10 protein-coding genes and 1 pseudogene are annotated in these 13357 nt (G+C 62.7%); 1 reads left to right on the top strand and 10 read right to left on the bottom strand.

All coding sequences use genetic code 11. The features are described from left to right. Positions 1–71: 71 nt before the first annotated feature. The 3 genes from ACVMB1_RS02940 to ACVMB1_RS02930 are packed head-to-tail and all read right to left on the bottom strand — an operon-like array spanning position 72 to position 1932. The gene (locus tag ACVMB1_RS02940) at positions 72–962 is read right to left on the bottom strand and encodes a lytic transglycosylase domain-containing protein (protein ID WP_456848257.1); all 891 of its coding nucleotides are present in this window, start codon (positions 960–962) and stop codon (positions 72–74) included. Continuing rightward, positions 959–1471 carry a S26 family signal peptidase gene (locus tag ACVMB1_RS02935; RefSeq protein WP_092090266.1) on the bottom strand — a complete coding sequence of 171 codons (513 nt, stop codon included), beginning with the start codon at positions 1469–1471 and terminating at the stop codon, positions 959–961. Before ACVMB1_RS02935 ends, ACVMB1_RS02940 begins: the two co-directional genes overlap by 4 nt. Further along, positions 1468–1932, bottom strand: coding sequence for a DUF2840 domain-containing protein (locus tag ACVMB1_RS02930; RefSeq protein ID WP_456848254.1), 465 nt, complete (start codon positions 1930–1932; stop codon positions 1468–1470). The genes ACVMB1_RS02935 and ACVMB1_RS02930 overlap by 4 nt, the downstream gene beginning before the upstream one ends. Positions 1933–2510: 578 nt before the next feature. Between ACVMB1_RS02930 and ACVMB1_RS02925 the strand changes: the two genes are divergently transcribed. Further along, the gene (locus ACVMB1_RS02925) at positions 2511–2714 is read left to right on the top strand and encodes a hypothetical protein (RefSeq protein ID WP_456848252.1); all 204 of its coding nucleotides are present in this window, start codon (positions 2511–2513) and stop codon (positions 2712–2714) included. Between the two features lie 422 nt (positions 2715–3136). Here ACVMB1_RS02925 and ACVMB1_RS02920 read toward each other — a convergent pair. The 7 genes and pseudogenes from ACVMB1_RS02920 to ACVMB1_RS02890 form a co-directional block, all read right to left on the bottom strand. Then, positions 3137–4040 (bottom strand): annotated as a pseudogene (locus tag ACVMB1_RS02920) (replication initiator protein A). Between the two features lie 3 nt (positions 4041–4043). Continuing rightward, on the bottom strand, positions 4044–4322 hold the full coding sequence (locus tag ACVMB1_RS02915; RefSeq protein WP_456848250.1) for a helix-turn-helix transcriptional regulator: 279 nt from the start codon (positions 4320–4322) through the stop codon (positions 4044–4046). Positions 4323–5173: 851 nt separating this feature from the next. Beyond that, entirely contained in the window at positions 5174–5494 is a 321-nt protein-coding gene (locus tag ACVMB1_RS02910; protein WP_456848248.1) for a DUF736 domain-containing protein, read from the bottom strand. A 604-nt stretch (positions 5495–6098) separates the two neighbouring features. Next, entirely contained in the window at positions 6099–6674 is a 576-nt protein-coding gene (locus ACVMB1_RS02905) for a hypothetical protein (RefSeq protein ID WP_456848246.1), read from the bottom strand. Next, positions 6671–7588: a DUF2493 domain-containing protein gene (locus ACVMB1_RS02900; protein ID WP_456849869.1), complete on the bottom strand. Its 918-nt coding sequence runs from the start codon at positions 7586–7588 to the stop codon at positions 6671–6673. Before ACVMB1_RS02900 ends, ACVMB1_RS02905 begins: the two co-directional genes overlap by 4 nt. Before the next feature lie 379 nt (positions 7589–7967). Then, positions 7968–9029 carry a DUF7146 domain-containing protein gene (locus tag ACVMB1_RS02895; RefSeq protein ID WP_456848244.1) on the bottom strand — a complete coding sequence of 354 codons (1062 nt, stop codon included), beginning with the start codon at positions 9027–9029 and terminating at the stop codon, positions 7968–7970. Then, positions 9029–13351: a strawberry notch-like NTP hydrolase domain-containing protein gene (locus tag ACVMB1_RS02890; RefSeq protein ID WP_456848242.1), complete on the bottom strand. Its 4323-nt coding sequence runs from the start codon at positions 13349–13351 to the stop codon at positions 9029–9031. Before ACVMB1_RS02890 ends, ACVMB1_RS02895 begins: the two co-directional genes overlap by 1 nt. Positions 13352–13357: the final 6 nt, after the last annotated feature.

Genomic DNA, 13357 nt, shown 5'->3' with positions numbered 1-13357 from the left:
TGTGCGCTCTCCTCGCTCTTTCGCCAATTGCTCGCTGTTGCACGCCATGGCTTGCGAACCTGCCGATATGGTCATTGCGATCCTCCCGCCTTCGACCCAGGGACGAACACACCAATAGGCCGGGGGACCATGGGCGAGACATCGTGCACCGAGATTGCAGCCTTGGCGCCACTCGAAGGCATGAGCTCTGCCGATCGATCGCGCATTCTCGTCAGATCAACCCATGCGACGAACAACGTTTCAGCCGTCGATGGACGCCTGCCGGCGGTCCTCGCCGCAGGCAATTCGATGCCAAGCAGAGTTGCAAGCTTTGCCACATACGCTTGCGTCTCGGCTGGCAAAGCGTCGCCCGCAAGAAGCGCTTCATAGCGAGATGGTCCCGCGTTGTACGCCGCAAACATACCGGGCGAGCCATAGCGATCGAGCAATTCACGCAGATACGCAGCCCCAGCCAGAATGTTGTCGTGTGGATCGTAAGGATTGCTGCCTAGACTATAGCGCTTGCGAAGTTCCCCCCAGGTCGCCGGCATGATTTGCATCAGGCCAATTGCGCCCTTGGGCGATCTGGCATGCACGTCTCCCGCGCTTTCGACGCTCAGCACCGAACGTATCCATGCTGACGGTATCGCAAAGCGTTGTGCGGCTTCGTCGATGAAGCCCGCGAACGGGTGTGTGCCCTGACGGATCGCTGGAAATGCGATCGGCCCGTCCTCAGCTGAAGCAGCATTGCCCGATGCGGTCAGAAGGAGCACCAGGGGCACCACACGCGCGACGGATCGAGCCAAGCAGGCCACCGTGCTCGCGCCCGTCCAGGGTAAAGCTGCTTCGTGCCGGCCGCTCGGCCGGCCTTGACCACCCCTGCGCGCGTCGACCTTGATATCGATCGGAACGGGGGAATGGTCCCGCAATGGACCGAACAAAGGAATGGCGGCGATGTGAACACGTGGAACACGCACGCTCATTCCTCCCGCATCCAGACTGGGAACGCACGTCCGATTACGGCGGAAGCCGGGATAAATCCAAAATATCGACCGTCCAGGGAGTCGCTGGACTGCCAGTTCATCAGAAAGAGTTCGTCTTTGCCGACGACGCGACAGCCCTGCCATTTCGGCAGCGGCCGGCCGCGTCCGTCGCGATCGCGGGCCTCGCCGACTGTAATGTCATCAACCGAAATCGTGAGGCCGGATCTGCAGACAGTCTGTCCGGGCAGCGCGAGCACCCGTTTAAGCATTGGGACGCCGATGGGCAGATAGCCGTTAAGGTCGAGGAAGGTCGCAAGCGGCTCTGGCGGCTGAACGGCGACCAGTTCGGTAACCTGGAAGCCCGTTGCCGGTCGTAAACGATAAAGACCGGTTGGCACGCTCGTCGATGCATTCCAGATGTAGAGAGGAAGCGGCTCCAGAGCGATAGTCCCGACCAGCGCAGCGGCGACCCCAAACGTCGTTGTCAACGTCATCATGCGGCGTCTCATCGCGTCACTCTCCGGCGATGGAGCCACGCCTGGTGGCGGGTTTTCGTGTAGGGACGCGGGTTTTCATTGACGGACAGACGGTTGTGGACGTGATGCCAGTGATCTGGAGCGACGTCGGCGGGATCGATGCTGAGCGCCTCGACTGCGTCGATCATCTGCAGCACGCGTTCGACCTTTGGCCAGCCGGAGAGCCGCAGCAAAATTTCTCCGCCGGGCTTCACATAGGGCACAGTCGAGCAGCGTTGTCCCGGCGCGACCGAGCGCAAGATGTCGATCCGCGAAATGATCGTACCGAAGTCGTTGGAGGTCCAACGGACAAATGCAAAGATGCTGTCAGGCGCGAATGATAGGACGCGCCGATGACGATCAATCTTCCGTTCCTCGACGATACGACCGAACCGAATGCGGTTTTCGATTCGCCTTTCGAGCCACAGCAGTTCCACTTCGGTGAGATCGCTCATGCTACCGCTCCCCGACGCTCGAGCTGGGAGCCGTATGCTTTGAGTGTCGTTAAGCACGCGTGACGCTCCTGAAGGTTAGCAGGACTGGCGCCGCGGCGTTGCCAGTCACCTCTCATGCAAGTCGTGGTCTGATCCGCCAGACGAAATCCGGAGCATTTCCGGGTAATCGGGATACTGACTTGTGGCCCCTCGCCGGCCGCATTGCGGCGACGACGCCTCGCAATGATTCGCGAACGGAGCGCGCGGCGCGCGGCGTCGATCGACGGTGAAAGCGAACGGCGGACTTCTATCCAGGTCCTGACGCCTCGCTGGAGGCGACGAACATTTGCGTGGTGGATGGTGACGGCAAGCTCGTCCGGGGGACGACACTTGAGACGGCCCCTGACGCAATCGAGCTGGTCCTGGCAGAGTGAGGAATCCACCTCAAGCGCGTCGACCTGGAAGCGTTCTCGTACAGCGCATGGCTGTTCACGGCGCTCGTCCAAAGGCGCCTCCCCGCGCTTTGCATCGAGACGCGCCATGCCGAGGCGGCGCTGAACGCGACCTACCGGAACGACACCAAAGATATTGCGCAGATAATGCGGACCGGCTGGTTCCGCGCAGTCCACGTCAGGCCGGAGAGCGTGCAAACGTTGCGGGCGCTGCGGGTCGGGCGGACGGCGCTGCTCGGCAAGCTGCTGGATATGGTGAACGCGATCCGCGACTCGTTGCGCACGTTCGGGCTCAAGGTCGGCGACGTATCGGCAGGCCGCCTTGAAGCCATCAAGCATTGCGCTTGTTAGCCTGACCGCCCATTCTCCAGATTCCGGCATGTGGTGGCTTTGGTGCCAACCACGTATCTCGCCGAGTTCTCCTCGACGAGCGAGCTGCCGCAAGGGAACACAAGGAGTGTAATACGGTGACGCCGATCTTGGCGTTCGCGCGGTACTACGCGCGACCGCATCTGTAGGTTCGAGAAACGAGTTGCATTGCAGGAAAGCGTGGCGCGTGGGAGAGCAAGTGCAAGAGGCATCGCTGCAGACATGGCCTATCTGTTCAAAACGTGCGGATCCACGATAAGAAGTTGGGGTCAGTAGGTTAGTGAAGTGAACGCGGTCGTAAAGCGCGGAGAAACGAGCAATTGAGCTCAATTTCGGACCTCGACAGCAGGAGGATTGGGTTCCCGATGGCACGAGGGTCGCGGTCCTCGATAGCACGAGTTGATTCACAGATTGTTCTTTGAATTTGGAATGAGACCGCGCATGCGCAGGCACGCCGTGAAGGGACCACCAAGCTTCGGTACGAAGTTCAGCCGCTCGGTACCGTTCGGATTGCGCGTGAGTACAAGCTGATAGCCGGGCAATGTCTGGCGTTGGACGATCTGACATACGGCATCGGCAAAGTGCTTGAGCTCCATGAGAATGCCGGACTTGGCATGGAGATCCACAAAGGTCGGGAAGCTCGAGCCGCCGTGGTGGCGCCCACCGTGCTTGCGCACGTGCGAGTAAAGGCGATGGTCGAGTCCGCCTGTCAGGTTGAAATAGGGTGCGACCGATCGTCAGCACGAGCCCGTGATCAACCACACCCGTATAGAACCAATCAGGCAGGATCAGCTCGAGACCAAATGAACGCCCGTTGACATCGACCGTCTCCTTCCACTCGTTGATCCAGGAGCAACGATGCGGTCGCCATTCTGTCGGCTGGCGGATCGAAGTCTGCACTGTCATTGACTGCGGTCTGTCGAGCCCGGTCTTTAGCTGGCCATATTCCCGCGCGCTGGTGTCGCGAGCGACAAAGGTCGAAATCTCGTAACGCGTTGCAGCCATCAGGCGCGACATTTTCAAACCGGTGTCACGGGCTTCGACGATTTGGCGCACGGCCCAGATCGGCACATCTGCATCCGAAATGGCCGCCATGCCGTGTTTCCGCATGGCTTCAACGCGAATTACGATCGTGCCTGCACAGAAATCGATTGGCACGATGCGGTTTGTCTTTGCGCGTGAGAAGAAAGGATAAGCCACGAGATCCTGCGCATCGCGCGGCGCGAGATTGGCAGGATGGGCGCGAAACGGGGCAAGCTGCTCGCGCTCTGAACGGCGGCGGTGCGCCGAGGATTTGCTAATGGACATTGCTTAGCGCCGCTCTTTACCTGCATAAGGAATTGGCGCATGCCGTTTTGCGGGCATTACGGTGCCGGTACCGGGATCGGAAGTCGATTTCTTCTTGCCCAGTTCGGCCCAGGCTGTCAGGTCAGCTACCGAGTAGACCACACGCCCACCGATCTTGTGATATTCCGGGCCGGTTCCGTACGTTCGATGTTTCTCCAAAGTGCGGCCGGACAAACTCAAAAAGCGCGCGGCTTCGGACGTTCGTAGGTAACGCGGCGTCTTACCCGCGTTCGGATCGGACATTTGAAAAGCTCCGTGATCGTCTGGAGCGCGAACGAGGTTCGCCGCGCGTCGACGGCCACCATCGCGGAGTAGCAGCGCTTAGGGGGATGCCGAAGATGACGGAGTGATTTCCGATACCCCTACGGAAGGCCTGTTCGTCCTCGCGCCCGGGCCACAGAAGCTTGCGATAGAAGCCGCCCACCACCGATTGCGCGGGCGAGCGCGGATAGCGGAGCTCGAGCGCTTGCCCCTGCTATTTGGATGATTGATCCCAAGCTTGGGCTTCGCGCGCGCCCGTTCATCGTGCGCCAGAGTAACCGGGCTACATATGCCCGTTAGTCGCCATCAAACGTCAACTCGGCTACTATGACGAACCGACTACCTGCGGCTCCCTGGACCAGATGCGGTGCTCCACCGAATCGACGCGCAGAACCGCAGTCCAGTCATTGGGCGCGACGCACCTGCCCGGCCGCAAGATCGAACCGTAGCCGAGACGCTGAACTTGCGAGAAATGCGGCTGCTGCGATCAAGATCGGCCGCGCTCATAGCGTCGCCGGAGCCGGTAGGATCGTTCGACAACAATAGGAACGATCGCTCGGCTCAGCTCCCGTATAGCGCCGGATTCAAGGAGATCATGGCTGAAAATCCGCGTCCCCGACGATCTACTTATTACGCAGGAGGAGCGAGCGGGTTTAAGCCGCCCAAGCGCTGCGATCTCTCAGCAAGCACTGCCGTGCTCGGACAGATTGCTGAAGCGTCGGGATCGAACTGGGGGCCTGCTCAAGAGCGCCGCGCAGCCTGGCAATCGTAAGCCGCTTCAGGCGAATTGCGAAGCGCCCCGCCGGATGGCGGGGCGCTTCACTCGGCTCAACTCACTCGCCGTTCTTGCGCGGCCGCGACCAGAGGAGGGTGTAGCCTTCGGCGCCTTCGTCGTCGAACAGGTTCGCGTAGATCGGTGCGTTGAAGGAGGGATCGTCGAGCTTGAGCGAGAGGTAATCGCGGCCCTCTTCGGAGCGCTTCGACCAGGCGGCGCCGATCTCGGCCCGGCCCACATAGATCCGGTGGCTGGGGGCGTTGTCGTTTGAGCGGTTGGTCTCGGCGACGATGCGGACGCCCTTGGCTTGCAGGCTCAGGGTGACGATCTCGCCCTGGAAATCGTTACCGACCTTCTTGAAAGAACCGATGTTAGCCATGTCACTTCTCCTGTTGTGTTTCGAGCCCGCGACTACCGCGGCCTCGATGGCGATCTAAAGGCCGGGGACGATCGGCGACGCACCCCTCGCGGGCCGGAGCGCAGCGGAGGACGCCGTTGTGGCGACTTTCTTGCCTCGCGAGGAATGGGCGAAGCCCAGGGGAAGAAAGTCGCATCAACGGCGTTGCGGCTCAGACGATCGAGGCGAAGCCGGTCTTCGGCCAGATCAAGCCATCAAGGAGGCCACGTGCGTCCGCGTGCTGAACCGCAATCTCAAGGAGAAGACTGGCGAATCTCGGTTGAGCTGCACAAGATGTCGGAACGATTCAGCGAAGAGAAAGAAACAATCTGCCGCGAAGGGCGGTATCGTCCACGAAGAACGATCGATAGCGACGCCACGCGCCGCTGCGACCACGTGGGCCGGGCGGAGATCGCCAGCCTGGTCGAAGCGCTCCGAAGAGGGCCGCGATTACCTCTCGCTCCAAGTCCCTTGACCCACATTCAATATGCCGATCCAGGCGAACCCGTTCGACGAGGAAGCTGACGAAGGATCATCCCTCGCGTGCGGCGACCGCAAGAACGGTTGAGACGGTTGCTCCACCAGCCTAGCCGGCTCGAACAGGCGGGCCTCTGCGAGCAAGAACCGTCAAGCGCGTCCACCTCGTGCCGCCAATGCAAAACGCGCCCAAGCAGGCGAAGGCCTCACGCCAGGCCAGCGACGACACCCCGATCTGGGACAGGGCGAACACCACATTGTAGCCGGCGATGGCAGCTGGAGCGGCGAATATGGTCGCAATCACGAGGCGCAGAGTCAGCGATCGGGTAACAGCGAAGGCGACCTCACCGGCGGCAAGTGTCAGCGCGCCGGCCACACTTCCGACGAGCAGCGCGCCGATGACGTCGGCGCCACCGTGGAACGCTATCATCCTGCAAATGAGTGCGACGAAAAACGGCAAGGCATACACTGCCAGCGCGAATATCGCCCAGCAGAACAAGCCGATGCCGAGCGCATTGAGAACAAGCCCAAGGGCGGGCATGGTGGCGGCTCCATTTGCATGGATTTGCAAGTCGCGCCTTCCACCACCACCATGGCGCAACTTCGGATATAAAGTCTGAACGAGGCGGAGTTGCGGCGCGCACAACTCCGCTTTGATGGTAGGAGACAAGAAGACGGCGCTCACGCGCCGCCGAACCTCCAAACGGGGATGCCGAAACGCTTCGCCTTGTCGGCGAGGTTGTCCTGGATCCCTGAACCCGGAAAGTGCATGACGCCGATCGGTAACAGTTCGAGCATGGCGTCATTGCGCTTGAAGGGTGCCGCCTTGGCGTGCTTCGTCCAGTCGGGCTTGAAAGCGATCTGGGGCACCTTGCGACTGGTCGCCCATTTGGAGGCGATCAGTTCGGCCCCTTTGGGCGAGCCGCCATGGAGCAGGACCATGTCGGGATGCTTGGCATGAACCTTGTCGAGGCGATCCCAGATGAGGCGATGGTCGTTGAAGTCGAGCCCGCCGGTGAGTGCGATCTTCACTCCATGCGGCAACATGACCTCGGTCTCGGAACGATGCTTGGCGGCGATGAAGTCGCGGGAGTCGATCATCGCTGCGGTGAGCGTGCGGTGGTTGACCAACGAGCCCGATCGAGGACGCCAGGACGAACCGGTGTGGACCTCAAATCGTTCGATCGCGTGGTCGCGGAAGAGTTCCAGGCAATTTCTGCGCTCGATCAGCGTGATGCCCTCCGCGGTCAGGCGCTCGAGCTCAACCGATCGCACCTCGGACCCGTTCTGCTCTCGCTGGCTCTTGTGCTGCGCTTGTTCATTGTCGTCGAGCTGGCGTTCCATGCGCTCGACGGCACGATGAAACAGGTTGACAGTCGACCAAAGGAGCTCGTCGAGGTCCGGCTCAAGCCGCGTATCGCTCAGAGTGGCAACCAAGGCGTCAAACAGATCGACGACGGCGCCGGCGATCATCTTGCCCTCGGGAAGAGGTCTTGGATCTGGCCGGTCGTCGAAGGGACGATAGCCGAAGAGCTGCAATTCGCTCAGGACGTGGTCGGTCGGAGACTGTGCCGGTTCGATGTCGTCATGGTCGGTCATGGGAAGAGGTCCTTTGCCGGGTTGGCCGCGCCCATCGCGGCCTTCGTAGCGATCACTCAGACGGCGGGCGGAACGGGCCGGCACCCGTAAGCGGCTCGTCCGCCGAAGCCCGGCAGGGCGTAGGCGGAAGCGTCAGGGCCGAAGCGGCAGCGGAGGATGGCGGAGGCCGGCTATTTTGCTTCGCGATGCAAAGCGCGCCGATCGGATCACTGGCGTACCTTCCCCATCGCCTGCGCGCGGCGGAAAATAGCCGGACGCAGCCATTGCCGGACCGGACCGCTTGCCGTCCGATCGCGCTCTAGAAGGCCGTGGTCGCGTGCTCTTCCGGCATTGGCCTAATCTACGACTGACCCATCGCGATCGATCGATGGATAGCGGCTTATTCAGCGGCCAGCGTGGGCGAATGGAGGAAGCGGTCGACGTCTTCTGGTACGAGTTGAAGCCGCAACACTGCTCGGAGGGCCTCACGGCCGAAGATGTGCAGATCTTCATTGAAGTCGCCCAGCCGAGGCGACAATGCGATCGCTTCAACGCCGGCATCTGCCGCGCGCTGGGTGAGGATAGCCTGTACGGCATCTCCGGCGGCATCGGCGTCGCGGGCGATGTAGAGGCGACGTAGCCCGGACGGCAGCAACATGGCCGAAAGGTGATTGGCCGACAACGCGGCGGTCATCGGCAAGGTCGGCAGTACGTAACGCAGCGACAGCATGGTCTCGATGCCTTCGCCCGCAGCGAGCACGTCGTCCACCCGGCCGAAACGCACGGCATTGCCGAGCAGGTCGCCCATCGCCCGTCGTGGCGTGTCGATCGGAGCTTTGCCGAGCCGGACGCGATCAAAGCCGTCTGGATCGAGCCATGTGCGATGCACGCCGGAGATCCGTCCATCGAGATCCGTGACGCGGGCTATCATCGCTGGCCATGTTTCGGTCGGCAAATGCTCGTCCGGTCGATAATAACAGCGTGGGTGGAAGCGCAAACTGTCGCCATGGTGGATGCGGGCTATTCCGCGACGCTGCAAATAAGCTTCGACCATCGTACCGTCGATCGGGCTGGACATGGCAAAGAGGCGACGGGCGGCTTCCTGCGATCCGGCCGGCACTGCTGGATCCACGAGTTCTGGGGCAGGTTGTCGCTCGGAACGAGGTAGCATCAGAAAGCGTCTCGCCTCCCCGGTCACTTCGCGAAAGTCTCGCAAGGCCAGACTTTCGCGGATGATGTCGAGGAGGTCACCATGTTCTCCGGTCGCGGCATCGGTCCACTTACCGGCGGGACCTTTCGGCGACTGCTGCAGCCGTACGAACAACGAACCGCCCGGCGCGTTGTGGACGTCGCCGACCACCCAATACCGTCCCACCCGCTTGCCATTGGAGAGATAGTGCCTGCATACCGCCTCGGCCTCTCGCGCGAGGCGGCGTGCCAATTCAGAGGCATCGCGCGGCATCACGCGGCCTCCCGCCCACCAATGCGCGCAACCGGATAGCTGTCGAGCACCTTCGACAGGATCTCGACGCCGCTTGCGTCCGCGGGCACAAACATCCGCAGCTTCCAGGAGATAATCTCGCCAAAGAGCCCATAAGCCCGCAGACGATCGCGCATGGTGTCGTTGAATCCCGACAGCTCGATGCGGGCTGCGCCCATCACCCGCACACGGCGAAGCTTCAGCCCCTCCGCAAGATCGAGGACGATCTGTCCCTCCATCAGCGCGGCAAAGGCGGCGTCCGGCGCCATCGAAGGCGCATCAGCGGCAAGGACGTTCGCGACCCAGGCGGCGGAGACCTTGCGGCCGATGATGCGTTCGCCCGCATCGGTCTGGAGACGATAGACGCGGGTCGATTCGTTCGGCAGCCGCTTCCAGATGGGTAGTAGCAAGCCCGCCACGATGTGGATCGTACTTTCCGTGAACTCCGGTACCTCGGCGAGTTCCATAAGCCAGGCGGCGGCAAAGCGTTCCCGATCCGCTTCGGCCCAATGGCTTTCCGCCATCATGTCGAGGGCGACGCTGTGCTGCTCCATCGGCCGTACCAGGCGGATGCGCCGCTCGATCTCGCCATCGTCGAGCATGAAACTCGGGGCCGGAAGCTGCACGGCAGCACGGCCCGAGCGCTCATTGAGCAACAGGATCGCGTGATGGTCGGAACGGCGAGCCAGGGCGTCATCGAGACCGATGGGATGATTGCGCTGGCGCTGGACGATGGTGAGCAGCCGGGTCTCCGCACCAGTCCCGGGGTGGGTGTAGATCGTCCGCCGGTCGGTGACGACAAAGCTCTCGGCGCGGAGCGTTTCCAGTCCAATGTCGTAGGTGCCGGAGCTAACCGCGCCCTCGATCCGAGCAGTCAAAAGCTGATCGAAGGCGGTGAACAGAATGTTCTGTAGGTCGATGGTGAGCGCCAGCAAGCGATTGAGGAACGTCGTGATCGGCGGCAGGTCGTCCCTCAGCCCATTGGCATCAGTCAGCTTCAGGCCGGTCGCATCCTCAAATCTCGCGAGCGAGCAGCCGTCGACCTTGCCTCGCAAGAGCAGGACATAGAGTTGACGCAAGGCATCACGCCCGTACTGGCTTTCGAGATTGTCCTCGGGCCGGAACAGGCCCTGCCCTCCGGTCTGGCGCTGACCGCGCGTGATGGCGCCCAGTGTGTCGAGCCGGCGGGCAATGGTGCTGAGAAAACGTTTTTCGGCCTTCACGTCTGTGGCGATGGGACGAAACAGCGGCGGCTGTGCCTGATTGGTCCGGTTGGTCCGGCCAAGCCCCTGGATCGCGGCATCGGCCTTCCAGCCGGGCTCGAGCAGGTAATGGACCCGCAACCGTCGATTCCGGGCTGACTGGTCGGCGTGGTAGCTCCTTCCCGTGCCGCCCGCGTCGGAGAACACGAGGATGCGCTTGACGTCGTCCATGAAGGCCGTGGTCTCCGCGAGGTTCGCCGAGCCAGCTCGGCTCTCGACCACCAAGCGGTCGTGCTTGCGAACGATGCGGCGCGAACGGCCGGTCACTTCTGCGACAAGTTCGGTCCCGAAACGCTGGATGACCTGATCCAACGCCCCGGGAACAGGCGGCAGCGAGGCGAGCTTTTCGATCAAGCGATCGCGGCGGGAGACGGCATCCCTGCTCTCAACCGGTTGACCATCGCGATAAACAGGCCGCGAGCAAAGATGACCGTCCGAGTCGGTGAAGGGCTCGTAAAGCTGGATCGGAAACGAATGGGCGAGATAGTCGAGCACATATTCGCGAGGCGTGATGTCGACCTGGACGTCGCCCCACTCCTCGGTCGGAATCTCGGCGAGCCGACGCTCCATCAGCGCTTCGCCCGTTGACACGATCTGGATCACGGCGGCATGGCCGGCGTCGAGATCACGCTCGATCGATCGGATCAGCGAAGGCGTCTTCATCGAGGTCAACAGATGTCCGAAGAAGCGCTGCTTGGCGCTTTCGAAGGCGGATCGCGCCGCAGATTTTGCCTGCGTGTTCAGCGTCCTGGTTTCGCCGGTGATGTTGGCGGCCCGCATCGCCGCATCGAGGTTGTTATGAATGACGCTGAACGCGCCAGCATAGGCATCGTAGATGCGAACCTGCTCCGGCGTCAGCTTGTGCTCGACCAGCTCGTACTCGATGCCCTCATAGGACAGCGAGCGGGCGGAGTAGAGACCGAGCGCTTTAAGATCACGCGCCAGCACCTCCATGGCCGCCACCCCACCCTCCTCGATCGCCTCGACGAACTCGGCGCGCGTGCCGAACGGAAAGTCGGCGCCGCCCCAAAGGCCGAGGCGTTGGGCATAAGCAAGGTTGTGCACCGTGGTGGCGCCCGTCGCCGACACATAGACCACGCGAGCATTCGGCAAGGCGTGCTGGAGCCTCAGCCCGGCGCGCCCCTGCTGAGAGGCCGCCTGGTCGCCGCGCTCGCCTTTGCCCCCGACCGCATTCTGCATGGCGTGGCTCTCGTCGAAGACGATCACTCCGTCGAAGTCGGAGCCCAACCATTCGACGATCTGCCTGACGCGCGAAAGCTTCTCGCCACGCTCGTCGGTGCGTAGCGTGGCATAGGTGGCAAATAGGATGCCCTCCGAAAGCCGGATCGCCGTGCCCTGGCGAAACCGCGACAGGGGCGTAACCAGCAGGCGCTCCATGCCGAGCGCCGACCAGTCGCGCTGCGCATCCTCGATCAGCTTGTCGGATTTGCTGATCCACACCGCCCGGCGGCGGCCCTTGAGCCAATTGTCGAGCAGGATCCCGGCGACCTGCCGTCCCTTGCCCGCACCGGTGCCATCGCCCAAGAACCAGCCGCGACGGAAGCGGACCGCGTTCTGAGCGCCCTCGCAGGCGGCGGCCACGACATCAAATGTCGCGTCGACCGTCCAGAAGCCTGCCAGCAACTCGCTATGTGCTTCGCCAGCATAAATGACGCTCTCGAGCTGGGCGTCCGACAGAAGTCCATCTGTCATCACACGCGACGGCAGGTGCGGACGATAGGTCGGCTTCGGCGGCGCGACGGACGCCATCGCCGCGGACTGCACGAGTTCGGTCGGATGCGGGCACGATCCGGGAATAAGGATCGACTGCAACCCGTATGTCTCATAAAGGGCATCGGTCAGTCGGGCTTCTTCCGGCGGCGACCACTCGGCTGTCGCGTAGTCGAGCTCCAAGCCTTCTGGCGCCGCGCTTCCCGAGGTGGACGGTGAACACAGTGCAGCGGCGGCGCTCGATTTCGACTTGGCGGATTGACGGCTAAGGTCGGCCGCTACCGACGTCGCGATGGGCAGCCTGGGAGGCACATGCTGGGTCACCCAGTCAAGCAAGGTCCCGACATGGCTCGCCATGCCCAATGAAGCTGGAAAGGCCTTCGGATCAACCGCCGCCAGCTTGTCGATCACAAGCAGCCTTGTGTCCGTTTGTGTTCCATGCCTGGCGTACACGGCGCCGTCAATGGCGGCAGAAAACGCCACCCGACCGCGTTCCTGGAGGCGAACAAAGGCTTCCGTCCATGCCGGATTCTCCGGCGCGAGGCTCGCGCCAACGATCGCGACAAGACGCCCGCCGTCGCAAAGCCGTGCCAAGGCCGAGGTGATGTGCCGGAGGGCCGCGTCCGGCATCGGTCGTTCGACATTCGCCAGCGCCGAGAACGGCGGGTTCATCAAGACGACGCTCGGGGCGACGCTCGCATCGAGATGGTCATCGATTTGGGCGGCGTCGAAGCGGGTGACTTTAGGATTGGCGAACAGATGATCGAGCAATGTCGCGCGCGCCTCGGCCAACTCGTTCAACACCAAGGCGCCGCCCGAAAGCTCGGCAAAGATAGCGAGCAAGCCCGTCCCCGCAGAGGGCTCGAGAACGCGATCGGCGGGCGTCACGTCCGCCGCCGTAGATGCAACAAAGCCGAGCGAAATCGGCGTCGAGAATTGTTGGAGTGCCTGGCTATGCTCGGAACGCCGCGTATGGGTCGGCAGACAGCTCGCGATCCTCGCGAGCATCGGCAGCATGGCGGCCGTCGAGCCAGCGCGGGCGCGCATGGCCGGTCCGAACTTGCGAAGGAATAGAACGGTCGCCGCCTCGCAGACGTCATAGGCGGTCTTCCAGTTCCAGGCGCCGGCCGCGTCCGAGCCGGCGAACGCCGCCGCCATGGCGCTGCGCAAGACGGCGGCATCGATACGACGGCCGCGTTCGAGCTCGGATAGGAGATTCTGTGCGGCGCGGAGGGCGGCGGAGGTGAGACTTGCAGCGGCACGCATCGAGAGCGGCGCGGCGGCGGCGCCGCCGGCGAGAGATTCGGTCATGTCAGT

This window comes from Bradyrhizobium sp. USDA 4504, assembly GCF_054063995.1.
Note: the sequence above shows the minus strand (reverse complement) of the source record. Positions and strands in the feature narration are given on the sequence as shown.

What these genes read in the sequence shown, in the direction of transcription:
- ACVMB1_RS02915 (WP_456848250.1), bottom strand. Translation starts at nt 4,322, where the DNA reads ATGTCCGATCCGAACGCGGGTAAGACGCCGCGTTACCTACGAACGTCC.
- ACVMB1_RS02925 (WP_456848252.1), top strand. Translation starts at nt 2,511, where the DNA reads ATGCGGACCGGCTGGTTCCGCGCAGTCCACGTCAGGCCGGAGAGCGTG.
- ACVMB1_RS02895 (WP_456848244.1), bottom strand. Translation starts at nt 9,029, where the DNA reads ATGCCGCGCGATGCCTCTGAATTGGCACGCCGCCTCGCGCGAGAGGCC.
- ACVMB1_RS02890 (WP_456848242.1), bottom strand. Translation starts at nt 13,351, where the DNA reads ATGACCGAATCTCTCGCCGGCGGCGCCGCCGCCGCGCCGCTCTCGATG.
- ACVMB1_RS02900 (WP_456849869.1), bottom strand. Translation starts at nt 7,588, where the DNA reads ATGACCGACCATGACGACATCGAACCGGCACAGTCTCCGACCGACCAC.
- ACVMB1_RS02940 (WP_456848257.1), bottom strand. Translation starts at nt 962, where the DNA reads ATGAGCGTGCGTGTTCCACGTGTTCACATCGCCGCCATTCCTTTGTTC.
- ACVMB1_RS02910 (WP_456848248.1), bottom strand. Translation starts at nt 5,494, where the DNA reads ATGGCTAACATCGGTTCTTTCAAGAAGGTCGGTAACGATTTCCAGGGC.
- ACVMB1_RS02935 (WP_092090266.1), bottom strand. Translation starts at nt 1,471, where the DNA reads ATGAGACGCCGCATGATGACGTTGACAACGACGTTTGGGGTCGCCGCT.
- ACVMB1_RS02930 (WP_456848254.1), bottom strand. Translation starts at nt 1,932, where the DNA reads ATGAGCGATCTCACCGAAGTGGAACTGCTGTGGCTCGAAAGGCGAATC.